Source organism: Pseudomonas sp. BIOMIG1BAC, from assembly GCF_001705995.2.
GTDB classification, from domain to species: domain Bacteria; phylum Pseudomonadota; class Gammaproteobacteria; order Pseudomonadales; family Pseudomonadaceae; genus Aquipseudomonas; species Aquipseudomonas sessilinigenes.
This window is the reverse complement of record NZ_CP049045.1, coordinates 7,113,582-7,134,204: the sequence shown is the minus strand read 5'-3', so window position 1 is coordinate 7,134,204 and position 20,623 is coordinate 7,113,582. Positions and strand designations below refer to the sequence as shown.

Below are 20,623 nucleotides of genomic sequence, written 5' to 3'. Positions count from 1 at the left end.
GTAAGGAACGATGGAAGTAGCCGCTAAGTTGTCGGGCGCTCGAATCTCCGCCCAGAAAGCCCGCTTGGTCGCCGACCAGATCCGCGGGAAGAAGGTGGGCGATGCGCTCAACCTGCTGGCTTTCAGCAGTAAGAAAGCCGCCGAGATCATGAAGAAAGTGCTGGAGTCGGCCGTAGCCAACGCCGAGCATAACGAAGGCGCAGACGTTGATGACCTGAAGGTCTCCACCGTTTTCGTCAACGAAGGGCGTTCGCTGAAGCGCATCATGCCACGTGCCAAAGGCCGTGCTGATCGCATCGTCAAGCGGTCTTGCCATATCACTGTCAAGGTTGCTGACAAGTAACGGAGTCGAAGAGATGGGTCAGAAAGTACATCCCATTGGCATTCGCCTGGGAATCGTCAAGGAGCACACCTCCGTCTGGTACGCAGACGGTCGGACTTATGCGGACTATTTGCTCGCAGATCTGAATGTGCGTGAGTATCTCCAAGACAAACTAAAAAGCGCGTCCGTAAGCCGTATCGATATTCATCGTCCGGCTCAAACTGCACGCATCACCATCCACACCGCTCGTCCCGGCATCGTGATCGGCAAGAAAGGTGAAGATGTTGAAAAACTGCGTCAGGACCTGACCAAGCAAATGGGTGTGCCTGTGCACATCAATATCGAAGAGATCCGCAAGCCGGAACTCGACGGTATGCTGGTTGCCCAGAGCGTAGCTCAGCAGCTGGAGCGTCGTGTAATGTTCCGTCGCGCTATGAAGCGCGCCGTACAGAACGCCATGCGCATTGGTGCCAAAGGCATCAAAATCCAAGTGAGCGGTCGTCTCGGCGGTGCTGAAATCGCACGTACTGAATGGTATCGCGAAGGTCGTGTGCCACTGCACACCCTGCGTGCCGATATCGACTATGCCACCTACGAAGCTCACACCACCTACGGTGTGATCGGTGTGAAGGTTTGGATCTTCAAAGGCGAAGTAATTGGTGGTCGCCAAGAAGAGCTGAAGCCACAAGCACCAGCGCCTCGTAAAAAAGCTGCTAAGTAAGGGGTACGCCAAATGTTGCAACCAAAGCGTACGAAGTTCCGCAAGCAAATGACCGGCCACAACCGTGGTCTGGCACTGCGCGGTAGCAAAGTCAGCTTCGGCGAGTTCGCGCTGAAGTCTGTTGCTCGTGGTCGTCTCACCGCTCGTCAGATCGAGTCGGCACGTCGTGCCCTGACCCGTCACGTAAAACGTGGCGGTAAGATCTGGATCCGTGTATTCCCGGACAAGCCTATTTCCAAGAAGCCACTCGAAGTTCGGATGGGTAAAGGTAAGGGTAACGTCGAATACTGGGTTGCCCAGATTCAGCCAGGCAAAGTCCTGTATGAAATCGAGGGTGTTTCTGAAGAGCTGGCGCGTGAGGCTTTCGCCCTGGCTGCTGCAAAGCTGCCGCTCGCCACCTCCTTTGTTAAGCGGACGGTGATGTGATGAAAGCGAATGAACTTCGTGAAAAATCCGCACAGCAGCTGAACGAGCAACTGCTCGGCCTGCTGCGCGACCAGTTCAATCTGCGTATGCAGAAAGCAACTGGCCAGTTGGGGCAGTCTCATCTGCTCTCGCAAGTTAAGCGTGACATCGCTCGCGTGAAGACTGTGCTCAACCAGCAGGCAGGTAAGTAATCATGGCTGAAGCCGAAAAAACTGTCCGTACGCTGACTGGCCGTGTTGTCAGCGACAAGATGGACAAGACCATCACCGTTCTGATCGAGCGTCGCGTTAAGCACCCTATCTACGGTAAATACGTTAAGCGTTCGACTAAGCTGCACGCGCACGACGAAACCAACCAGTGCCACATCGGCGACAAGGTCACTATTCGTGAAACTCGTCCGATGGCCAAGACCAAGTCCTGGGCCCTGGTTGATGTTCTCGAACGCGCTGTGGAAGTCTAAGGGCTAGGGGTCGGAGAAATTATATGATTCAGACTCAATCCATGCTCGATGTGGCCGATAACAGCGGCGCTCGCCGCGTTATGTGCATCAAGGTGCTGGGTGGCTCCCATCGTCGTTACGCTGGTATCGGTGACATCATCAAGGTTACCGTCAAGGAAGCAATTCCTCGCGGTAAGGTGAAAAAAGGCCAAGTGATGACTGCTGTTGTAGTCCGCACCCGTCACGGCGTTCGCCGTGCAGATGGCTCGATCATCCGCTTTGATGGCAACGCTGCTGTTCTGCTGAACAACAAGCAAGAACCGATCGGCACCCGTATCTTTGGGCCAGTGACCCGTGAACTTCGTACTGAGAAGTTCATGAAGATCGTCTCGCTCGCCCCAGAAGTGCTGTAAGGAGATCCGACATGCAAAAGATTCGTCGTGACGACGAGATCATCGTGATCGCCGGCAAAGACAAAGGTAAGCGCGGTAAAGTGCTTAAGGTTCTGGCTGACGACCGTCTGGTCGTTGGTGGCCTGAACCTGGTCAAGCGCCATACCAAGCCTAACCCGATGTCGGGCGTACAGGGCGGTATCGTCGAGAAAGAAGCGCCACTGCACGCTTCCAACGTCGCTATTTTCAACAGCGAAACCAACAAGGCTGACCGCGTTGGTTTCAAAGTAGAAGATGGCAAAAAAATTCGTGTCTTCAAGTCGACCCAAAAAGCGGTTGATGCTTGAACACTGCTAGGTAGAAGACCATGGCACGACTACAAGAGATTTACCGGAAGGAAATCGCTCCGAAACTTAAGGAAGAACTTAAGCTTTCGAACGTGATGGAAGTTCCGCGCGTTACCAAGATCACCTTGAACATGGGTCTGGGCGAAGCGATCGGCGACAAAAAAGTCATCGAACACGCTGTTGCTGACCTGGAAAAGATCACCGGCCAGAAAGTCGTTGTGACTCACGCTCGTAAATCCATCGCTGGCTTTAAAGTCCGCGAAGGCTGGCCGATCGGTGTCAAAGTGACCCTGCGTCGTGAGCGTATGTACGAGTTCCTGGATCGTCTGCTGTCGATCTCCCTGCCTCGGGTTCGCGACTTCCGCGGCCTGAATGCCAAGTCCTTCGACGGTCGTGGCAACTACAGCATGGGCGTGAAAGAGCAGATCATTTTCCCGGAAATCGATTACGACAAGATCGATGCTCTCCGCGGTCTGGACATTACCCTGACCACCACTGCCAAGAACGATGACGAAGGCCGCGCTCTGCTGCGTGCTTTCAAATTCCCGTTCCGCAACTGATTGGAGTAGGAAAATGGCCAAGAAGAGCATGAAGAACCGTGAGCTGAAGCGTCAGCTCACCGTTGCCAAGTACGCCGCCAAGCGTGCAGCGCTGAAAGCTATCATCGTGGATCTGAACGCAAGTCCAGAAGCCCGTTGGGAAGCTACTGTCGCTCTGCAGAAGCAGCCACGTGACGCTAGCGCATCGCGCATGCGTAACCGCTGCCGCCTGACCGGTCGTCCGCACGGCGTTTACCGCAAGTTCGGCCTGGGCCGTAACAAGCTGCGTGAAGCTGCCATGCGTGGTGACGTACCAGGTCTGGTCAAAGCCAGCTGGTAATGACATCAAAGCCGCCGTGGTCGGGGTCGAGAGAACCCGATCGCCGGTGGTCTTGAGTGTGAATCAAGCCCCTTATGGGGCTTGATTCATTTCTGGGGTGTGTCTAGAATGACCGGCTCGCCTGAGCCCGTGTTTTTTGCCCGGGATTTCTCGGCGATAGTTGTAGCCGCAAGGCTAATTCTTTTTGTATCAGGAGCATCTAGCCCATGAGTATGCAGGACCCGTTAGCGGACATGCTAACTCGAATCCGTAATGCCCAGATGGCTGAAAAGTCCGTCGTAAGCATGCCGTCTTCCACGCTGAAGGTGGCTGTAGCAAAAGTCCTGAAGGACGAAGGTTACATCGCGGGTTATCAGATCAGCAGTGAAATCAAACCTCTGCTGTCCATCGAGCTGAAGTACTTCGAAGGCCGTCCGGTCATCGAGGAAGTGAAGCGCGTTAGCCGTCCAGGCCTGCGTCAGTACAAGTCCGTTGAAGAGCTGCCGAAAGTACGTGGCGGCCTTGGCGTGTCTATCGTCTCCACCAACAAAGGTGTGATGACTGATCGTGCTGCGCGCGCTGCCGGTGTCGGCGGCGAAGTTCTTTGCACTGTGTTCTAAGGGGGGATAAGCATGTCTCGCGTCGCTAAGAACCCCGTTAAGCTGCCAGCTGGCGTCGAAGTAAAATTCGCCGGCCAACAGCTTTCGGTGAAGGGTGCCAAGGGTACTCTCGAACTGAACGTACACGCCTCCGTTGAAATTGTTCAGGAAGCTGGTGAGCTGCGTTTCGCTGCTCGCAACGGCGACCAACAAACTCGCGCAATGGCCGGTACTACCCGTGCACTGGTAAACAACATGGTCCAAGGCGTAAGCCAAGGCTTCGAGCGTAAGCTCCAGCTGGTCGGTGTTGGTTACAAGGCACAAGCAAAAGGCACAGTGCTGAACCTGGCCCTCGGCTTCTCGCATCCAGTGGATTACGAACTGCCGGCAGGCATTACCGCTGAGACTCCTAGCCAGACCGATATCCTGATCAAGGGCATCGATAAGCAGCTGGTAGGTCAAGTGGCCGCTGAGATCCGCGACTTCCGTCCACCAGAGCCTTACAAAGGTAAAGGTGTGCGCTACGCGGACGAAGTCGTCCGTCGTAAAGAAGCCAAGAAGAAGTAGGGCATAGCAAATGACCGACAAAAAAGTTACTCGACTGCGTCGCGCTCGCAAAGCACGCCTGAAAATGCACGAACTCGAAGTCGTGCGCCTCTGCGTGTTCCGCTCTTCGCAGCACATCTACGCCCAGGTCATTTCGGCCGACGGCAACAAAGTCCTGGCAAGTGCCTCGACTTTGGATAAAGAACTGCGTGATGGTGCCACCGGCAACATCGACGCGGCCACTAAGGTTGGCCAGCTGGTCGCTACGCGTGCAAAAGCCGCTGGCGTCTCGCAGGTGGCTTTCGACCGCTCTGGCTTCAAGTACCACGGCCGCGTCAAGGCGCTGGCTGAGGCTGCTCGTGAAGCTGGGCTGGAGTTCTAAGTTATGTCCAATAACGACCAAAAGCGCGACGAAGGCTACATCGAGAAGCTGGTTCAAGTTAACCGCGTAGCCAAAACCGTTAAAGGCGGCCGTATCTTCACTTTCACCGCGTTGACCGTGGTTGGTGATGGTAAGGGCCGTGTTGGCTTCGGCCGTGGCAAGTCGCGTGAAGTGCCTGCTGCGATCCAGAAGGCAATGGAAGCTGCTCGTCGCAACATGATCCAGGTTGATCTGGATGGCACTACTCTGCAGTACGCAATGAAGTCCGCTCATGGCGCTTCGAAGGTGTACATGCAGCCTGCTTCTGAAGGTACCGGTATCATCGCTGGCGGCGCTATGCGTGCTGTTCTCGAAGTTGCTGGCGTTCAGAACGTTCTGGCCAAGTGCTACGGCTCGACTAACCCAGTAAACGTGGTTCACGCCACTTTCAAGGGTTTGAAAGCAATGCAGTCCCCTGAATCCATTGCCGCCAAGCGTGGCAAAAGCGTCCAGGAGATCATCTGATCATGGCTACCGTTAAAGTAACGCTGATCAAAAGCATGACCGGCCGTATCCCTAACCACAAGCTGTGCGTTAAGGGTCTGGGCCTGCGTCGCATCGGTCACACTGTAGAAGTCCAGGATACTCCCGAGAACCGCGGGATGATCAACAAGGCTTACTACATGCTGCGTGTCGAGGGTTAATCGATGAAACTCAATGATCTGAGTCCAGCGCCGGGTTCCCGTCGCGAAAAGCATCGTCCGGGCCGTGGTATCGGTAGTGGTTTGGGTAAGACTGGTGGCCGTGGTCACAAAGGTCAAACTTCCCGCTCCGGTGGCACCATTGCTCCAGGCTTTGAAGGCGGTCAACAGCCGCTGCATCGTCGCCTGCCGAAGTTCGGTTTCGTTTCCCTGAAAGCCATGGATCGCGCAGAAGTGCGTCTGTCCGAGCTGGCTAAAGTGGAAGGCGACATCGTTACCGTGCAGTCCCTGAAAGATGCCAACGTGATTAACCAGAACGTTCAGCGTGTGAAAATCATGCTGTCCGGCGAAGTTACTCGCGCTGTGACCATCAAGGGCATCGCAGCCACCAAAGGTGCGCGTGCGGCTATCGAAGCAGCTGGCGGCAAGTTCGAGGAATAAATGGCTAAGCAAGGTGCTCTCTCTGCGCTCGGCAAAGGCGGTATGTCTGAACTCTGGGCTCGTCTGCGTTTTCTGTTCATGGCGATTATCGTCTATCGGATTGGCGCACACATCCCGGTTCCAGGTATCAACCCTGATCGACTCGCAGACCTGTTTCGACAGAGTGAGGGGACCATTCTTAGCTTGTTCAACATGTTTTCCGGCGGTGCGCTGGAGCGCATGAGTATTTTTGCATTGGGGATCATGCCGTACATTTCGGCATCGATCATCATGCAGCTCATGACCGCTGTCAGCCCACAGCTGGAGCAGTTGAAGAAGGAAGGTGAATCTGGCCGTCGTAAGATTAGCCAGTACACCCGCTACGGCACTGTCGTCCTAGCTCTGGTTCAGGCCATCGGCATGTCCGTTGGTCTGGCAGGGCAGGGCGTTGCGTTCACTGGTGACTTTGGCTTCCATTTCGTCGCGGTATCCACTTTTGTGGCTGGTGCGATGTTCATGATGTGGCTGGGTGAGCAGATTACTGAGCGTGGTGTTGGCAACGGTATCTCGATGTTGATTTTCGCAGGTATCGTCGCCGGTCTTCCGAGAGCGATCGGGCAGTCTTTCGAGTCTGCACGTCAGGGTGATATCAATATCTTTGCCCTGGTTGCGATCGGTTTGCTGGCAGTAGCGATTATCGGTTTTGTGGTGTTCATTGAGCGTGGCCAGCGTCGTATTGCTGTTCACTACGCCAAGCGTCAGCAGGGCCGTAAGGTGTTTGCTGCGCAGACCAGCCACTTGCCGCTGAAAGTGAATATGGCCGGTGTTATTCCTGCTATTTTCGCGAGCAGCATTTTGCTGTTTCCGGCTTCGTTGGGTGCCTGGTTCGGTCAGTCTGAAGGTATGGGCTGGTTGCAGGACATCTCGCAGTCGATCGCTCCTGGTCAGCCGTTGAATATTCTGCTGTTTAGTGCAGGGATTATTTTCTTCTGCTTCTTCTATACGGCGTTGATGTTCAATCCGAAAGACGTAGCGGAAAACCTGAAGAAGTCCGGTGCCTTTATTCCGGGTATCCGTCCAGGTGAGCAGTCGGCGCGCTACATTGATGGCGTTCTGACCCGCTTGACCATGTTCGGTGCTCTATATATGACGGCCGTCTGCCTGTTGCCACAGTTCCTGGTGGTTGCTGCAAACGTTCCGTTCTACCTTGGCGGGACCTCGTTGCTGATCGTGGTCGTGGTTGTTATGGACTTCATGTCGCAAGTACAATCGCACCTCGTTTCCCACCAGTACGAATCCCTGATGAAGAAAGCCAACCTGAAGGGTTACGGCAGCGGCATGCTGCGTTAATCCATAAGGTTCGAGGAGTTGGTGATGAAAGTTCGTGCATCGGTGAAAAAGCTGTGCCGTAACTGCAAGATTATTCGCCGCGAAGGTGTTGTTCGAGTAATTTGCAGCGCGGAACCACGTCACAAGCAGCGCCAAGGCTGAGTGTGATTGTGCTTCAAGCCCGGCAGCTAGTGCGCTGCCGGGTTGATTATTTGTTATTACAGCGATATTATCTCGCGCCCTATTTCTTGGCTTCCGGGGCGTAGGTAGCTGTCAATTGGAGTCCCACTGAATGGCCCGTATTGCAGGCGTTAACATTCCAGATAACAAGCATACTGTTATCTCGCTGACCTACATCTATGGTGTTGGTCGCACTACTGCACACAAAATCTGTGCAGTGACTGGGGTAAACCCAGCTGCGAAGATCAAGGATCTGAGCGACGAGCAAATTGAACAGCTGCGTGGCGAAGTGGCGAAGTTCACCACTGAAGGTGATCTGCGTCGCGAAAACAACATGAAAATCAAGCGCTTGATGGATCTGGGCTGCTACCGCGGTCTGCGCCATCGTCGTGGTCTGCCAGTACGCGGTCAGCGTACCAAGACCAACGCGCGTACTCGCAAAGGTCCGCGTAAGCCGATCCGCAAGTAATCGCACCAGCGAATCGACAGGAATTTAGTCATGGCAAAACCTGCTGCTCGTCCTCGTAAGAAAATCAAAAAGACAGTGGTTGATGGCATCGCCCATATCCACGCGTCTTTCAACAACACCATCGTGACCATCACCGACCGTCAAGGTAACGCTCTTTCCTGGGCAACCTCCGGTGGTTCGGGTTTCCGCGGTTCTCGTAAGTCCACCCCGTTCGCTGCTCAAGTAGCTGCTGAGCGTGCTGGCCAAGCTGCGCTGGAATATGGCCTGAAGAACCTCGACGTTAACGTCAAGGGTCCAGGTCCAGGTCGTGAATCCGCAGTCCGCGCTTTGAACGGCTGTGGCTACAAGATCGCCAGCATCACCGACGTGACGCCAATCCCGCACAACGGGTGCCGTCCGCCGAAGAAGCGCCGCGTGTAATCCAGGAGATTGTAAAGAATGGCTCGTTACATTGGTCCAAAATGCAAACTGGCTCGTCGCGAAGGCACCGATCTCTTCCTGAAGAGCGGCGTGCGCGCTATCGAATCCAAGTGCAACATCGAAGCAGCTCCTGGCATCCACGGCCAGCGTCGTGGTCGTCAATCCGACTACGGTACCCAGCTGCGTGAAAAGCAAAAAGTTCGTCGTATCTACGGCGTTCTGGAGCGTCAATTCAGCGGCTACTACAAGCAAGCAGCTGGCAAGAAAGGCGCAACCGGCGAAAACCTGTTGCAACTGCTTGAATGCCGTCTGGACAACGTTGTGTACCGCATGGGCTTCGGTTCTACTCGTGCCGAATCCCGTCAGCTGGTATCGCACAAGTCGATCAGCGTAAACGGTCAGACCGTTAACGTTCCGTCCTACCAGGTTCGTGCTGGTGACGTGGTTGCTGTTCGCGAGAAAGCAAAAAACCAACTTCGCATTGTCCAAGCTCTCGATCTGTGTGCCCAACGTGGCCGCGTAGAATGGGTAGAAGTAGACACTGAGAAGAAGTCGGGCGTTTTCAAGAACGTTCCAGCTCGCAGTGATCTGTCCGCCGACATCAACGAAAGCCTGATTGTCGAGCTCTACTCCAAGTAAGGGCTAGAAAATAGGTGCATCCATGCAGATTTCGGTAAATGAGTTCCTGACACCCCGCCATATTGATGTGCAGGTTGTCAGTCCAACCCGCGCCAAGATCACCCTCGAGCCTCTCGAGCGTGGTTTTGGCCACACCCTGGGCAACGCGCTGCGCCGCATCCTGTTGTCCTCAATGCCCGGCTGTGCAGTAGTCGAGGCCGAGATTGACGGTGTGCTCCACGAGTACAGCGCCATCGAAGGTGTACAGGAAGACGTAATTGAAATCCTGTTGAACCTTAAAGGTCTGGCTATCAAGCTGCACGGCCGTGACGAAGTTACGCTGACCTTGTCGAAGAAGGGTTCGGGGGTGGTTACCGCTGCCGATATTCAGCTGGATCATGATGTCGAGATCGTTAACCCCGATCACGTAATCGCTAACCTGGCGTCTAACGGCGCTCTGAACATGAAGCTCGTAGTAGCTCGTGGTCGTGGTTATGAGCCGGCCGACTCGCGTCAAAGCGATGAAGACGAAAGCCGCAGCATTGGTCGCTTGCAGCTTGACTCTTCGTTCAGCCCGGTTCGCCGTATCGCCTACGTGGTGGAAAACGCCCGTGTCGAGCAGCGTACCAACCTGGACAAGCTGGTTATTGATCTGGAAACCAACGGTACCCTGGATCCTGAAGAGGCTATCCGTCGTGCTGCAACCATCCTGCAACAGCAGTTGGCTGCGTTCGTCGACCTCAAAGGTGACAGTGAGCCAGTGGTAGTCGAGCAGGAAGACGAGATCGATCCGATCCTTCTTCGCCCGGTTGACGATCTGGAACTGACTGTACGTTCGGCTAACTGCCTTAAGGCGGAAAACATTTACTACATCGGCGACCTGATTCAGCGTACCGAAGTAGAACTGTTGAAGACTCCGAACCTGGGCAAGAAATCCCTGACTGAAATCAAGGATGTTCTGGCCTCCCGCGGTCTGTCCCTCGGCATGCGCCTCGATAACTGGCCGCCTGCAAGTCTTAAGAAGGACGACAAGGCGACTGCCTGATCGTCGTAATCACCGAACGTTGTGTTTGGTAAGGAATGAACCATGCGTCATCGTAAAAGTGGGCGTCACCTGAGCCGCACCAGCTCGCACCGCAAGGCCATGTTCCAGAACATGGCGGTGTCGCTGTTCGAGCACGAGCTGATCAAAACTACTCTGCCAAAAGCCAAAGAACTGCGCCGCGTTGCCGAGCCGCTGATCACTCTGGCCAAGACAGACAGCGTTGCTAACCGTCGTCTGGCTTTCGACCGTACTCGTTCGAAAGCTATCGTTGGCAAGCTCTTCAACGACCTGGGCAAGCGTTACGCTACCCGTGAGGGTGGCTACCTGCGCATCCTCAAGTGCGGTTTCCGCGCTGGTGACAACGCTCCTATGGCGTACGTTGAACTGGTTGATCGTGCTGTCGGCGGCGAAGCTGTATCCGCTGAGTAAGACGTCAGTCTGAAACAAAGAACCGGGCCTAGTGCCCGGTTTTTTGTTTCTATATCCATTGCTAATTTCTATTGAGTTTTGAAATGTAATGCATTGGATGTTGTAATGTTGATGGTCAATACTCTTTGTCAGCCGATTAGCCGGCAGTTCCCAGACTGACAGAGGAATATTGAGCATGAGCCAGACCAAAATTCTTACGACCGCAAGTGGCGCTCCTGTCGCTGACAACCAGAATTCCCGCTCTGCCGGCCCACGTGGCCCGCTGCTTCTCGATGATTTCCACCTGATCGAAAAGCTTGCCCATTTCAACCGCGAAAACATTCCTGAGCGCCGTGTGCACGCCAAGGGCTCGGGTGCCTATGGCACCTTCACGGTTTCCCGAGACATCACGCAGTACACCAGTGCCAAGCTGTTCGAGTCAGTGGGTAAAAAGACTCCTACCTTCTTGCGCTTCTCTACTGTGGGTGGTGAACGGGGCTCGGCTGATACCGAGCGCGATCCTCGTGGCTTTGCTCTCAAGTTCTATACCGAGGAAGGCAACTGGGACATCGTCGGTAATAACACACCGGTGTTCTTCATTCGCGACCCGCTGAAGTTTCCGGATTTTATCCACACCCAGAAGCGTCTCCCTCAAAGCAACCTGAAGAGCGCCCAGGCAATGTGGGACTTCTGGTCGCATTCGCCAGAAGCCCTGCACCAGGTCACCATCCTCTTCTCTGATCGGGGTATTCCAGATGGCTACCGTCATATGCACGGCTTCGGCAGCCACACCTACAGCCTGATCAATGCCAAGGGCGAGCGGCACTGGGTCAAATGGCACTACAAGACCAAGCAAGGGATCAAGAACCTGGCTCCGGCAGAGGCTGCTCGTCTGGCTGGTACCGATCCGGACTATGCCCAGCGCGATCTGTTCAGTGCCATCGAGCGTGGCGACTTCCCCAAGTGGAGCGTTTGCATTCAGGTCATGACCGAGGCTCAGGCAGCAGCGCATTACGAGAACCCCTTCGATGTGACCAAGACCTGGTCGCAAAAAGAGTTCCCACTGATCGAGGTTGGTGAGCTGGAATTGAACCGCAACCCACTGAACTATTTCGCCGAGGTCGAGCAGGCGGCATTTGGTCCAAGCAATATGGTTCCGGGCGTTGGCCTGTCGCCTGACCGTATGCTGCAGGGCCGGGTATTTGCCTATGCCGATGCTCATCGCTACCGCGTTGGTACCAATCACCAGCAATTGCCGGTGAACGCCCCGCTGAGCCCCGTGAACAGCTATCAGCGAGACGGTGCGATGGCCTTTGGTGCCAATGGTGGTGCAGCTCCGAACTATGAACCCAACAGCTACAGCGATGCACCAAAGCAGGCGCCACGCTACGCCGAGCCGGCCTTGGCCCTCAGTGGCGCAGCCGATCGCTATGACCATCGTGAAGACAGCGATTACTACAGCCATGCCGGAGCCCTGTTTCGCCTGATGAACGATGAACAAAAGACCCTGCTGATCAGCAATATCGCCGGCGCCATGGCCGGGGTGACCGCCGATGTGGTGCAGCGCCAGTTGCAGCACTTCGTCAAGGCGGACCCAGCTTATGGCGAAGGTATCGCCAAGGCCTTGGGTGTATCGATCAACTAAGTCTAAATAAGAAGCAGAACCGCCCTCATTTGGGCGGTTTTTGCGTTATTTGTACTGCTTTTCTCAGATAATCTTCACTTTTCATGCTGTTTTTAAGTGACCTGCGAGTCAGCTTGGTTCAAACTATCCACTTTCAAGCAGGGAGATGTAGGGCGATGCAAGGTCACCCGGACGTAATCGATTACCTCAACACGTTGCTGACGGGCGAACTGGCAGCACGTGACCAATATTTCATTCACTCGCGGATGTACGAAGATTGGGGCTTCACCAAGCTCTATGAGCGGATCAACCACGAGATGGAGGAAGAGGCGCAACACGCCGATGCCTTGATTCGACGTATCCTGATGCTTGAAGGTACGCCGCGCATGCGCCCTGATGATCTGGATACTGGCACCACGGTGCCTGACATGTTGGCCAGTGACCTGCGCCTGGAATACAAGGTGCGTGCCGCACTGTGCAAGGGCATTGAGCTGTGCGAGCTACACAAAGACTACATCAGCCGTGACATCCTGCGGGTCCAGCTGGCGGACACCGAGGAAGACCATACGTACTGGCTGGAGAAGCAGCTGGGCCTGATCAAGTCCATCGGCCTTGAGAACTACCTGCAATCGCAGTTCTGATCGCAGGCCGCATTGGCGAATCCCCAGCGGATGCCAGAAACAAAAAAGCCCCTGGCGCCATACGGTACCAGGGGCTTTTTCATGGCCGTCAGGCCCGATCGCGGATCAGCAATGGCTTGAGATAATGCCCGGTGTGCGACTGAGGCATCTCAGCCACTTGTTCCGGTGTCCCTACCGCAATGATCTGGCCGCCTTTGGAGCCGCCTTCTGGCCCGAGGTCCACCAGCCAGTCGGCGGTCTTGATCACATCCAGGTTGTGCTCGATCACCACCACGGTGTTGCCGTGGTCGCGCAGGCGATGCAGGACGTCCAGCAACTGCTGGATATCCGCAAAATGCAGGCCGGTGGTCGGCTCATCGAGGATATACAGGGTCTTGCCAGTGTCTCGCTTGGACAGCTCGCGGGACAGCTTGACCCGTTGTGCCTCACCGCCGGACAAGGTCGTGGCCGATTGGCCGAGCTTGATGTAGGACAGGCCCACATCCATCAGCGTCTGCAGCTTACGCGCCAGGGCCGGTACCGGATCGAAGAACTCACGCGCTTCCTCGATGGTCATTTCCAGGACCTCGTGGATGCTCTTGCCCTTGTACTTGATCTCCAGGGTTTCGCGGTTGTAGCGCTTGCTCTTGCAGACGTCGCAAGGCACGTAGATGTCCGGCAGGAAGTGCATCTCCACCTTGATCAGGCCGTCGCCCTGGCAAGCTTCGCAACGGCCACCCTTGACGTTGAAGGAGAAGCGCCCCGGGCCATAACCACGGGAGCGCGATTCCGGTACCCCGGCGAACAGCTCGCGAATAGGCGTGAAGAGCCCGGTATAGGTGGCTGGGTTGGAGCGAGGCGTACGACCGATCGGGCTTTGGTCGATGTCCACCACCTTGTCCAGGTGCTGCAACCCATTGATGCTGTCGTGTGCAGCCGCCTCCAAGGTGGTGGCGCCGTTCAGCGCAGTGGCACTCAACGGGAACAGGGTGTTGTTGATCAACGTCGATTTACCCGAGCCCGAGACCCCGGTGACGCAGGTCAGCAAGCCGATCGGAATCTCCAGGTCGACATTGCGCAGGTTGTTGCCGCGCGCACCCTTGAGGGTCAGGGACAGCTTCTTGTTGCGTGGCGTGCGCTTGGCCGGGACCACGATCTTCACCCGGCCCGACAGGTACTTGCCGGTCAGGGAATCGGGGTGCTCCATGACTTCGGCGGCAGTACCTTCGGCGACGATCTGGCCGCCATGCACCCCGGCGCCCGGGCCGATATCCACCACGTAGTCGGCAAGTCGGATGGCATCCTCGTCGTGCTCGACCACGATCACGGTGTTGCCGATGTCACGCAGGTGCTTGAGCGTTCCCAGCAGGCGATCGTTGTCTCGCTGGTGCAGGCCGATGGAAGGCTCGTCGAGGATGTACATCACCCCTACCAGGCCGGCACCGATCTGGCTGGCCAGGCGAATCCGCTGGGCCTCGCCGCCGGAGAGGGTGTCGGCACTGCGGTCCAGGGTCAGGTAGTCGAGCCCGACATTGACCAGGAACTGCAGGCGCTCGCTAATTTCCTTGAGGATCTTGTCGGCGATCTCGCCACGGCGCCCGGTGAGCTTGAGGGTGGCGAAGTAATCGGTGGCGTCGCCGATGGGCAGGCTGGTGACCGCCGGCAGGGTTTTCTCCCCGACCCAGACATGTCGCGACTCACGCCGCAGGCGAGTCCCGCGGCAATCCGGGCAAGGCTGGGTGCTGAGGAACTTGGCCAACTCCTCGCGCACGGTAGCCGACTCGGTTTCCCGATAGCGGCGCTCCAGGTTCGGCACTATGCCTTCGAACGGATGGGAGCGCTTGACGATGTCGCCCCGGTCGTTCAGGTACTTGAAGTCGACATTCTGCGTGCCGCTGCCGTTGAGGACGACCTTCTGCTGGTCGGCCGGTAGCTGGTTGAACGGCACTTCCAGGCTGAAGCCGTAGTGGGCGGCCAGTGACCCGAGCATCTGGAAGTAATAGACGTTGCGCCTGTCCCAGCCTCGGATCGCGCCTTCGGCCAGGGTCAGCTCGCCATTGACCAGGCGCTTGACGTCGAAGAACTGCTTGACCCCCAGGCCATCGCAGGTCGGGCAGGCGCCGGCAGGGTTGTTGAAGGAGAACAGCTTGGGTTCCAGCTCGCTGATGGCGTGACCGCAGATCGGGCAGGCAAAGCGCGCAGAGAAGATCATCTCCTCCCCAGGTTCATCATCCATCGGCGCCACCAGGGCGATACCGTCGGCCAGGCCCAGCGCCGTCTCGAAGGATTCGGCCAGGCGCTGCTGCAAGTCGGCCCTGACCTTGAAGCGATCGACCACGACATCGATCGAGTGCTTCTTCTGCTTATCCAGCTTCGGCACTTCATCCAGCTCGAACAACTTGCCGTCGACCCGTGCACGAACGAAGCCTTGGGCGCGCAGTTCTTCGAACACCGAGAGATGCTCACCCTTGCGTTCGCGAATCACCGGCGCCAGCAGCATCAGCTTGCTACCCTCGGGCTGGGCCAATACCAGATCGACCATCTGGCTGACGGTCTGCGCCTCCAGTGGGATGTCGTGGTCCGGGCAACGTGGAGTACCGACGCGGGCATAGAGCAGGCGCAGGTAGTCGTAGATCTCGGTGATGGTGCCGACAGTGGAGCGAGGGTTGTGGGAGGTGGATTTCTGCTCGATGGAAATCGCCGGAGAGAGCCCTTCGATGGTGTCTACATCGGGCTTTTCCATCATCGACAGGAACTGTCGGGCATAGGCCGATAGCGACTCGACATAGCGGCGCTGGCCCTCGGCATAGAGCGTGTCGAAGGCCAGGGACGACTTGCCGGACCCAGACAGCCCGGTGATGACGATCAACTTGTCCCGGGGCAGGGTCAGGTCGATGTTCTTCAGGTTGTGGGTACGGGCCCCACGAATCAGAATCTTGTCCAAAAGAGGCCTCGATCGGCGGGCGTAAAGGCAGGAGTATAAAACTAAACACTGGATGGATGCACACTATTGGCGGTGCTTTTTCGATCACTGGAAGGGGCTGCGCGGCAAAGCGTCGCCATATATCCCCTCTATCGATGGGACTGGTAGAATCGCCGCCGGTTCACACGAGGTTTTTCCATGCACGATCCCCACAGCGAACGCATGAGCGGTAGCGAGACCCGCGCAGCAAGCGGTCTGGCCCTGGTGTTCGCCTTCCGTATGCTTGGCATGTTTATGGTCCTGCCGGTCCTGGCAACCTATGGAATGGATCTCGCAGGAGCGACCCCGGCCCTGATCGGGTTGGCGATTGGCGCCTACGGCCTGACCCAGGCGCTGTTCCAGATTCCCTTCGGGATCATTTCCGACCGCATCGGTCGGCGCCCGGTCATTTACCTCGGGTTGATCGTGTTCGCCCTGGGTAGCGTGCTGGCGGCCAACGCCGATTCGATCTGGGGCGTGATTGCCGGACGTATCCTGCAGGGGGCGGGAGCCATTTCCGCTGCGGTGATGGCGCTGTTGTCGGACCTGACGCGCGAGCAGCACCGGACCAAGGCCATGGCGATGATCGGCATGACCATCGGCTTGTCCTTCGCGGTGGCGATGGTGGTCGGTCCACTGCTGACCCGTAGCTTCGGTCTCTCTGGATTGTTCCTGGCCACGGGGGCCATGGCCCTGGTGGGCATCCTGATCATCGCCTTCATGGTTCCGCGCTCTACCGGTACGTTGCAGCATCGAGAGTCCGGCGTGGCCCGCCAGGCCTTGCTGCCTACCCTCAAGCACCCCGACCTGCTGCGCCTGGACCTGGGCATCTTCGTGCTCCACGCGATGCTGATGTCGAGCTTCGTCGCCTTGCCCCTGGCCCTGGTGGAGAAAGCCGGCCTGCCCAAGGACCAGCACTGGTGGGTGTACCTGACCGCGCTGCTGATTTCCTTCTTCGCCATGATCCCGTTCATCATCTATGGCGAGAAGAAACGCAAAATGAAACGAGTTCTGCTGGGCGCGGTCAGTACGCTGCTGCTCACCGAGCTATTCTTCTGGGAGTTCGGCAACAGCTTGCAGGCGCTGGTGATCGGCACGGTGGTGTTCTTCACCGCCTTCAACCTGTTGGAGGCCTCCCTGCCGTCGCTGATCAGCAAGGTTTCGCCGGCAGGCGGCAAGGGCACGGCGATGGGGGTGTATTCCACCAGCCAGTTCCTGGGTTCCGCGCTGGGCGGCATCCTCGGCGGTTGGTTGTTCCAGCATGGCGGTTTGTCGGTTGTGTTCCTCGGATGCGCAGCTCTGGCTGCACTCTGGCTAACCTTTGCTGTTACCATGCGCGAGCCTCCGTATGTGACGAGCCTGCGCTTGCCGTTATCGCCCGAAGCGATCCGCGAAGCCGGCCTGGTCGAGCGCCTGAAGGCCGTCGTTGGAGTAACAGATGCCGTGGTGGTGGCCGAAGAGGCTGCCATTTACATCAAATTGGATACCGAATTATTGGATCGCGCGACCCTCGAGCAGCTGGTCAATTCAGCTCCGTCGCCGCGCGAAGCCTAGGAGAACGTTATGGCCCGTGGGGTTAACAAAGTCATATTGGTCGGCACTTGCGGCCAGGATCCCGAAGTTCGCTACCTGCCTAACGGTAACGCGGTGACCAACCTGAGCCTGGCCACCAGCGAGCAGTGGACCGACAAGCAAACCGGCCAGAAGGTCGAGCGCACCGAATGGCACCGCGTGTCGATGTTCGGCAAGGTCGCGGAGATCGCCGGCGAGTACCTGCGCAAGGGTTCCCAGGTCTACATCGAAGGCAAGCTGCAGACCCGCGAGTGGGAAAAAGACGGCATCAAGCGCTACACCACTGAAATCATCGTCGACATGCAGGGCACCATGCAGCTGCTGGGCGGCCGTCCTCAACAGGGCGACCAACAGGGCGGCGGCAACAACTACCAGCAGTCCGCACCTCGCCAGCAGGCGCCACGCCCGCAACAGGCTCCACAGCGTCCAGCGCCACAACAGCCTGCGCCGCAGCCAGCACCGGACTTCGACAGCTTCGATGACGATATTCCGTTCTAAGCCGCTCCCCGGAACTTCTCACTGAAGTCTCCTACGAAACCCCCGCCTCGCGGGGGTTTTCATTTCTGCCCGATATACAACCTGCGGTACCTGGCAAGGTGTTCCGGGGGCTTGAGCAAGACACTATGGATGGAGGCCTTACATGAGGCGCTGCAAGCGGCTGCCTGGGGGCATCGTGGGTGGGCCGCCAGGCCACCATCTGGCGATTGGCCTGGACACCGGTATCGCCCTCGGACGCCAGGCGCGATGACCGCATCGTCGTTCAGTGGCCTGGGGCGCAGCTTCTATTTGCTCCAGCTCGCGGCCTTGCTGAATGCCGTGGGGGCCCGTTGCGGCCAGTTGGCGATTGCCTGGTGGGTCCTGGACAAGACGGGCGATCCGCTGTTGTTCTCTGCCTTCGTTGCCATTGCCACCTTCGCCGATGTGTTGTCCCGGGCCTTGTGCGGCTGGCTGGGCGATGAGTATGACCGCCAGCGCCTGCTGGTTGGCTGTTACGCCGTCAGCACGGCCGTGACGCTGGTGCTGGCAGGCCTGGGGACGCTGGATCTCTACCAGCCCTTGGCGATCGGTATCTGCCTGGCGATTTCCGGTATCAGCATCGGTATTCGCGAGCCGGTCCAGATGAGCCTGGTCCCCGGCCTGGTCGCCGCTGAACGAATCACGGATGCCGTGCGCCTGAGAAGCCTCGTCGGCGCCTCCTCGGCACTGATCGGACCGCTGGCCGCCGGCATCCTGTTGGGGCCGCTCGGTGTACTGGGCACGCTCTGGCTCAATGCCGTCGCCGTGATCCTGGCCTTGATCCTGACCGCGCTGGTGCGCAGCCCGGTTTCGCCGCGTAATGCGGATGGACCGCGACCTCGCGACCTCGCCACCTGGTACTGGCGCACCCGAGCGGGTTTCACCGCGCTGTACCGGATCAAGCCCGAATGGCACCTGAGCCTGCTGGCGTTCATCGTCAACTTTGCGCTGTATCCCTGGTTCGCGGTTTTGCTCCCGGTGCTGATCAATCGCCACTACCCGAAAGCTGCATGGCTGCTGGCGGTGACCGAAGGGGCCTTTGCCGTTGGGCTGCTGCTGGGCAGCCTGCTACTGGTCAAGCGCGCCAACCGACGCTGGGGGCGGGCGGTGGTGGTCTTCGCGGGATTCCTGCTGCTGGGTGCCAGCATGTCGGGCTGTGGACTGCTCACGCATTTTTTCGAGCTGCAGCCAGGGTGGTTCGCCTGCCTGACGCTGCCCTTGTTGCTCATCGGTGGTACGGGCCTGGTCATGGTCACGGTCAATACTTCCACGGTGCGCATGCTGGCCACGCCGGATCACTATCGAAACCGCATCGGTGCGGCCACCTCGTTCATTTCCGGCATGGTCATTCCCTTTGGTGCCCTGGTCGGTGGCACATTCTCCGGCCTGCTGGGCGCGAGCACCGCCATGGCATTGCTCGGCTTGCTGATCATCCTGGCCGTCATGCCCTGCCTGTTCAGTGGGGCACTGGTCCGGGTGCTGGGCATGAGTGATGAACAGATCAGGAATGCCTACAGCGACCTCTACCCCAAGGCGTTCGTGGATTGACGCCGACGGGCGATGACCATCGCCGCTGGAGTTTGTTGATGCGTTGTGCGCTACGGTCCCCTGAAGACGACCGTAGCGCACAGCCAGCTTACGGCTTTGGCCAGCCCGGGTGCCCGACCGGGCCCCTATAACGCCACCCGCCGCAGGCGCCCATCCAGTGCGACCACCCGCTGGTCCGGCGTGGGAATCGCCCGCCCACTCAGTCCCATGCCTTCGCTGACCAGCACCGCGCCCTCGACACAACACAGGTTGGAGGGTGTATCCAGGCCGCTGGCCAGTACCTGCACGCTGCGCTGTCGCAGGTCGCAGCGCAGCAGGCGCCCACTGAAACGGGCGAACCCGCCATGCAAGGCCTCGCCTGCCCAGTCGGGCTGCAATGGCTGCAACAACCGGTCGCACAACTCCAGTACCAGGACCCGTCCCTGTGGGTCTAGGGCCAGGCCGGTGGGCAGTTGCAGCCCGCGTACCAGCACCTCGATCCGCCCGTTTTCAGGCCATACCCGGATCACCTGGCCGGCCTTGTCGGCGAACTCGATCCCCTGGCGTGCCGGATCGCGGCGCAGTTCACCGGAAAACAGGCTGATCAGTACCGCCCCGGTCTGTGGTTCGTACACCAGGGTCACAGGCACCGCTTCCTGGCCCTGGTCCAGGTCGGGCAATTGGGCCAGTACCTGTTCGCCATCACCGGCGAACTCCACCAGTTGGTTGGTATCGGGCTTGACCGACAGCCAGCTCTGGCGGCCGGGGTGATAACACAGTGAGTTGAGGTTGCCGCGACTGTGGAACAGTGGCTCGGGCGGACTGTATTGCAGGTCGATGAGCTTCGAGCCGGCGACGTAGTCGGTCTGGCTGGCCAGGCAGCGGCCGGCTCCGAGGGCGATGTCCGACAGGCCCATGATTTCATCGCGCAACATGCGCGATTGCATGTTCATCGAGCGAAAGCCCTGGGCCAGGATCTCGGGTGGCAAGTATTCGCCGGGAGCTTGCGGGTTCGGGCGCAGACGGCTGATTCGACCGCTGAAGGGCTGCTCGGGCAACCCCGAGCCGGCTTCGGCCAGCAGCAGGCTGCCATCTTTCTGCAGGCAGGCGCCACGAGGGTTGAGCAGGCCTTGGGCCACGATGCGGCTGGGGCGCAGATGCTGTTCCGGCTGTGCGGGGATATGCAGGGCAACGGGCATGG

At 58.0% G+C, this 20,623-nt stretch carries 29 protein-coding genes; 27 read left to right on the top strand and 2 right to left on the bottom strand.

Annotation, left to right across the window (positions count from 1 at the left end):
* The first annotated feature begins 10 nt into the window (after nt 1–10).
* The 24 genes from rplV to bfr all read left to right on the top strand — a co-directional run bounded on the left by rplV (nt 11) and on the right by bfr (nt 12,866).
* Nucleotides 11–343, top strand: coding sequence for a 50S ribosomal protein L22 (rplV, locus tag ATY02_RS33215; protein WP_003304070.1), 333 nt, complete (start codon nt 11–13; stop codon nt 341–343).
* Nucleotides 344–356: 13 nt separating this feature from the next.
* Nucleotides 357–1,043, top strand: coding sequence for a 30S ribosomal protein S3 (gene rpsC / locus ATY02_RS33210; RefSeq protein ID WP_007924192.1), 687 nt, complete (start codon nt 357–359; stop codon nt 1,041–1,043).
* 12 nt (nt 1,044–1,055) lie between these two features.
* Nucleotides 1,056–1,469 (top strand): 50S ribosomal protein L16, encoded by a 414-nt coding sequence (gene rplP / locus ATY02_RS33205; protein ID WP_003228729.1) that lies wholly within the window; start codon nt 1,056–1,058, stop codon nt 1,467–1,469.
* Nucleotides 1,469–1,660 carry a 50S ribosomal protein L29 gene (rpmC, locus tag ATY02_RS33200; RefSeq protein WP_002555481.1) on the top strand — a complete coding sequence of 64 codons (192 nt, stop codon included), beginning with the start codon at nt 1,469–1,471 and terminating at the stop codon, nt 1,658–1,660. The genes rplP and rpmC overlap by 1 nt, the downstream gene beginning before the upstream one ends.
* Nucleotides 1,661–1,662: 2 nt before the next feature.
* The gene (gene rpsQ, locus ATY02_RS33195; RefSeq protein WP_003194644.1) at nt 1,663–1,929 is read left to right on the top strand and encodes a 30S ribosomal protein S17; all 267 of its coding nucleotides are present in this window, start codon (nt 1,663–1,665) and stop codon (nt 1,927–1,929) included.
* 23 nt (nt 1,930–1,952) lie between these two features.
* Complete coding sequence (gene rplN, locus ATY02_RS33190) at nt 1,953–2,321, top strand: 50S ribosomal protein L14 (protein WP_002555479.1); 369 nt, start codon at nt 1,953–1,955, stop codon at nt 2,319–2,321.
* An 11-nt stretch (nt 2,322–2,332) separates the two neighbouring features.
* Nucleotides 2,333–2,647, top strand: a complete 315-nt coding sequence (gene rplX, locus ATY02_RS33185) for a 50S ribosomal protein L24 (protein ID WP_010443924.1) — start codon at nt 2,333–2,335, stop codon at nt 2,645–2,647.
* A gap of 20 nt (nt 2,648–2,667) precedes the next feature.
* Complete coding sequence (gene rplE / locus ATY02_RS33180) at nt 2,668–3,207, top strand: 50S ribosomal protein L5 (protein WP_022641376.1); 540 nt, start codon at nt 2,668–2,670, stop codon at nt 3,205–3,207.
* Nucleotides 3,208–3,220: 13 nt separating this feature from the next.
* A complete protein-coding gene (rpsN, locus tag ATY02_RS33175; RefSeq protein ID WP_022641375.1) occupies nt 3,221–3,526 on the top strand; it encodes a 30S ribosomal protein S14 in 306 nt (101 codons plus the stop codon).
* 206 nt (nt 3,527–3,732) lie between these two features.
* Nucleotides 3,733–4,125, top strand: a complete 393-nt coding sequence (gene rpsH, locus ATY02_RS33170) for a 30S ribosomal protein S8 (RefSeq protein ID WP_011063773.1) — start codon at nt 3,733–3,735, stop codon at nt 4,123–4,125.
* 12 nt (nt 4,126–4,137) lie between these two features.
* A complete protein-coding gene (rplF, locus tag ATY02_RS33165; RefSeq protein ID WP_068577548.1) occupies nt 4,138–4,671 on the top strand; it encodes a 50S ribosomal protein L6 in 534 nt (177 codons plus the stop codon).
* Between the two features lie 10 nt (nt 4,672–4,681).
* Nucleotides 4,682–5,032 carry a 50S ribosomal protein L18 gene (rplR, locus tag ATY02_RS33160; RefSeq protein WP_022641372.1) on the top strand — a complete coding sequence of 117 codons (351 nt, stop codon included), beginning with the start codon at nt 4,682–4,684 and terminating at the stop codon, nt 5,030–5,032.
* Nucleotides 5,033–5,035: 3 nt separating this feature from the next.
* Entirely contained in the window at nt 5,036–5,536 is a 501-nt protein-coding gene (gene rpsE / locus ATY02_RS33155; RefSeq protein WP_022641371.1) for a 30S ribosomal protein S5, read from the top strand.
* Between the two features lie 2 nt (nt 5,537–5,538).
* Nucleotides 5,539–5,715 (top strand): 50S ribosomal protein L30, encoded by a 177-nt coding sequence (gene rpmD / locus ATY02_RS33150; RefSeq protein ID WP_003176408.1) that lies wholly within the window; start codon nt 5,539–5,541, stop codon nt 5,713–5,715.
* Nucleotides 5,716–5,718: 3 nt separating this feature from the next.
* The gene (gene rplO, locus ATY02_RS33145) at nt 5,719–6,153 is read left to right on the top strand and encodes a 50S ribosomal protein L15 (RefSeq protein ID WP_007924183.1); all 435 of its coding nucleotides are present in this window, start codon (nt 5,719–5,721) and stop codon (nt 6,151–6,153) included.
* On the top strand, nt 6,154–7,482 hold the full coding sequence (secY, locus tag ATY02_RS33140; RefSeq protein WP_068577545.1) for a preprotein translocase subunit SecY: 1,329 nt from the start codon (nt 6,154–6,156) through the stop codon (nt 7,480–7,482). It abuts the gene before it with no gap.
* Nucleotides 7,483–7,506: 24 nt separating this feature from the next.
* Nucleotides 7,507–7,623: a 50S ribosomal protein L36 gene (rpmJ, locus tag ATY02_RS33135; protein ID WP_002555468.1), complete on the top strand. Its 117-nt coding sequence runs from the start codon at nt 7,507–7,509 to the stop codon at nt 7,621–7,623.
* Nucleotides 7,624–7,753: 130 nt separating this feature from the next.
* Nucleotides 7,754–8,110 carry a 30S ribosomal protein S13 gene (gene rpsM / locus ATY02_RS33130; protein ID WP_022641369.1) on the top strand — a complete coding sequence of 119 codons (357 nt, stop codon included), beginning with the start codon at nt 7,754–7,756 and terminating at the stop codon, nt 8,108–8,110.
* Between the two features lie 30 nt (nt 8,111–8,140).
* Entirely contained in the window at nt 8,141–8,530 is a 390-nt protein-coding gene (gene rpsK, locus ATY02_RS33125; RefSeq protein WP_007924177.1) for a 30S ribosomal protein S11, read from the top strand.
* A gap of 18 nt (nt 8,531–8,548) precedes the next feature.
* Entirely contained in the window at nt 8,549–9,169 is a 621-nt protein-coding gene (gene rpsD, locus ATY02_RS33120; RefSeq protein ID WP_011063772.1) for a 30S ribosomal protein S4, read from the top strand.
* Between the two features lie 22 nt (nt 9,170–9,191).
* Nucleotides 9,192–10,193 carry a DNA-directed RNA polymerase subunit alpha gene (locus ATY02_RS33115; RefSeq protein ID WP_007970428.1) on the top strand — a complete coding sequence of 334 codons (1,002 nt, stop codon included), beginning with the start codon at nt 9,192–9,194 and terminating at the stop codon, nt 10,191–10,193.
* 42 nt (nt 10,194–10,235) lie between these two features.
* Complete coding sequence (gene rplQ, locus ATY02_RS33110; RefSeq protein WP_007955635.1) at nt 10,236–10,622, top strand: 50S ribosomal protein L17; 387 nt, start codon at nt 10,236–10,238, stop codon at nt 10,620–10,622.
* Between the two features lie 175 nt (nt 10,623–10,797).
* A complete protein-coding gene (locus ATY02_RS33105) occupies nt 10,798–12,246 on the top strand; it encodes a catalase (protein WP_068577543.1) in 1,449 nt (482 codons plus the stop codon).
* Nucleotides 12,247–12,401: 155 nt separating this feature from the next.
* The gene (gene bfr / locus ATY02_RS33100) at nt 12,402–12,866 is read left to right on the top strand and encodes a bacterioferritin (protein WP_022641324.1); all 465 of its coding nucleotides are present in this window, start codon (nt 12,402–12,404) and stop codon (nt 12,864–12,866) included.
* Between the two features lie 88 nt (nt 12,867–12,954).
* Here the strand turns inward: bfr and uvrA are convergent, their stop codons facing one another.
* Nucleotides 12,955–15,789: an excinuclease ABC subunit UvrA gene (uvrA, locus tag ATY02_RS33095; protein WP_068577541.1), complete on the bottom strand. Its 2,835-nt coding sequence runs from the start codon at nt 15,787–15,789 to the stop codon at nt 12,955–12,957.
* A 177-nt stretch (nt 15,790–15,966) separates the two neighbouring features.
* Here uvrA and ATY02_RS33090 point away from each other — a divergent pair, with 177 nt between their 5' ends.
* The 3 genes from ATY02_RS33090 (at nt 15,967) to ATY02_RS33080 (ending at nt 19,443) form a co-directional block, all read left to right on the top strand.
* Nucleotides 15,967–17,361: an MFS transporter gene (locus ATY02_RS33090; RefSeq protein ID WP_068577539.1), complete on the top strand. Its 1,395-nt coding sequence runs from the start codon at nt 15,967–15,969 to the stop codon at nt 17,359–17,361.
* A gap of 9 nt (nt 17,362–17,370) precedes the next feature.
* The gene (locus tag ATY02_RS33085; protein WP_022641321.1) at nt 17,371–17,877 is read left to right on the top strand and encodes a single-stranded DNA-binding protein; all 507 of its coding nucleotides are present in this window, start codon (nt 17,371–17,373) and stop codon (nt 17,875–17,877) included.
* Nucleotides 17,878–18,123: 246 nt separating this feature from the next.
* Nucleotides 18,124–19,443, top strand: coding sequence for an MFS transporter (locus ATY02_RS33080; protein WP_068577537.1), 1,320 nt, complete (start codon nt 18,124–18,126; stop codon nt 19,441–19,443).
* A 125-nt stretch (nt 19,444–19,568) separates the two neighbouring features.
* Here the strand turns inward: ATY02_RS33080 and ATY02_RS33075 are convergent, their stop codons facing one another.
* The gene (locus ATY02_RS33075) at nt 19,569–20,621 is read right to left on the bottom strand and encodes a hypothetical protein (RefSeq protein ID WP_068577535.1); all 1,053 of its coding nucleotides are present in this window, start codon (nt 20,619–20,621) and stop codon (nt 19,569–19,571) included.
* Nucleotides 20,622–20,623 lie beyond the last annotated feature (2 nt).

What these genes read in the sequence shown, in the direction of transcription:
- rpsN (WP_022641375.1), top strand. Translation starts at nt 3,221, where the DNA reads ATGGCCAAGAAGAGCATGAAGAACCGTGAGCTGAAGCGTCAGCTCACC.
- secY (WP_068577545.1), top strand. Translation starts at nt 6,154, where the DNA reads ATGGCTAAGCAAGGTGCTCTCTCTGCGCTCGGCAAAGGCGGTATGTCT.
- rpsC (WP_007924192.1), top strand. Translation starts at nt 357, where the DNA reads ATGGGTCAGAAAGTACATCCCATTGGCATTCGCCTGGGAATCGTCAAG.
- ATY02_RS33085 (WP_022641321.1), top strand. Translation starts at nt 17,371, where the DNA reads ATGGCCCGTGGGGTTAACAAAGTCATATTGGTCGGCACTTGCGGCCAG.
- rpsE (WP_022641371.1), top strand. Translation starts at nt 5,036, where the DNA reads ATGTCCAATAACGACCAAAAGCGCGACGAAGGCTACATCGAGAAGCTG.
- rpsH (WP_011063773.1), top strand. Translation starts at nt 3,733, where the DNA reads ATGAGTATGCAGGACCCGTTAGCGGACATGCTAACTCGAATCCGTAAT.
- rpmJ (WP_002555468.1), top strand. Translation starts at nt 7,507, where the DNA reads ATGAAAGTTCGTGCATCGGTGAAAAAGCTGTGCCGTAACTGCAAGATT.
- rplX (WP_010443924.1), top strand. Translation starts at nt 2,333, where the DNA reads ATGCAAAAGATTCGTCGTGACGACGAGATCATCGTGATCGCCGGCAAA.
- rpsM (WP_022641369.1), top strand. Translation starts at nt 7,754, where the DNA reads ATGGCCCGTATTGCAGGCGTTAACATTCCAGATAACAAGCATACTGTT.
- ATY02_RS33080 (WP_068577537.1), top strand. Translation starts at nt 18,124, where the DNA reads ATGACCGCATCGTCGTTCAGTGGCCTGGGGCGCAGCTTCTATTTGCTC.
- rpsK (WP_007924177.1), top strand. Translation starts at nt 8,141, where the DNA reads ATGGCAAAACCTGCTGCTCGTCCTCGTAAGAAAATCAAAAAGACAGTG.
- rpmC (WP_002555481.1), top strand. Translation starts at nt 1,469, where the DNA reads ATGAAAGCGAATGAACTTCGTGAAAAATCCGCACAGCAGCTGAACGAG.
- ATY02_RS33090 (WP_068577539.1), top strand. Translation starts at nt 15,967, where the DNA reads ATGCACGATCCCCACAGCGAACGCATGAGCGGTAGCGAGACCCGCGCA.
- ATY02_RS33075 (WP_068577535.1), bottom strand. Translation starts at nt 20,621, where the DNA reads ATGCCCGTTGCCCTGCATATCCCCGCACAGCCGGAACAGCATCTGCGC.
- rplE (WP_022641376.1), top strand. Translation starts at nt 2,668, where the DNA reads ATGGCACGACTACAAGAGATTTACCGGAAGGAAATCGCTCCGAAACTT.
- rplR (WP_022641372.1), top strand. Translation starts at nt 4,682, where the DNA reads ATGACCGACAAAAAAGTTACTCGACTGCGTCGCGCTCGCAAAGCACGC.
- rplP (WP_003228729.1), top strand. Translation starts at nt 1,056, where the DNA reads ATGTTGCAACCAAAGCGTACGAAGTTCCGCAAGCAAATGACCGGCCAC.
- rplO (WP_007924183.1), top strand. Translation starts at nt 5,719, where the DNA reads ATGAAACTCAATGATCTGAGTCCAGCGCCGGGTTCCCGTCGCGAAAAG.
- rplF (WP_068577548.1), top strand. Translation starts at nt 4,138, where the DNA reads ATGTCTCGCGTCGCTAAGAACCCCGTTAAGCTGCCAGCTGGCGTCGAA.
- rplN (WP_002555479.1), top strand. Translation starts at nt 1,953, where the DNA reads ATGATTCAGACTCAATCCATGCTCGATGTGGCCGATAACAGCGGCGCT.
- rpsQ (WP_003194644.1), top strand. Translation starts at nt 1,663, where the DNA reads ATGGCTGAAGCCGAAAAAACTGTCCGTACGCTGACTGGCCGTGTTGTC.
- bfr (WP_022641324.1), top strand. Translation starts at nt 12,402, where the DNA reads ATGCAAGGTCACCCGGACGTAATCGATTACCTCAACACGTTGCTGACG.
- rpmD (WP_003176408.1), top strand. Translation starts at nt 5,539, where the DNA reads ATGGCTACCGTTAAAGTAACGCTGATCAAAAGCATGACCGGCCGTATC.
- rpsD (WP_011063772.1), top strand. Translation starts at nt 8,549, where the DNA reads ATGGCTCGTTACATTGGTCCAAAATGCAAACTGGCTCGTCGCGAAGGC.
- ATY02_RS33115 (WP_007970428.1), top strand. Translation starts at nt 9,192, where the DNA reads ATGCAGATTTCGGTAAATGAGTTCCTGACACCCCGCCATATTGATGTG.
- rplQ (WP_007955635.1), top strand. Translation starts at nt 10,236, where the DNA reads ATGCGTCATCGTAAAAGTGGGCGTCACCTGAGCCGCACCAGCTCGCAC.
- rplV (WP_003304070.1), top strand. Translation starts at nt 11, where the DNA reads ATGGAAGTAGCCGCTAAGTTGTCGGGCGCTCGAATCTCCGCCCAGAAA.
- ATY02_RS33105 (WP_068577543.1), top strand. Translation starts at nt 10,798, where the DNA reads ATGAGCCAGACCAAAATTCTTACGACCGCAAGTGGCGCTCCTGTCGCT.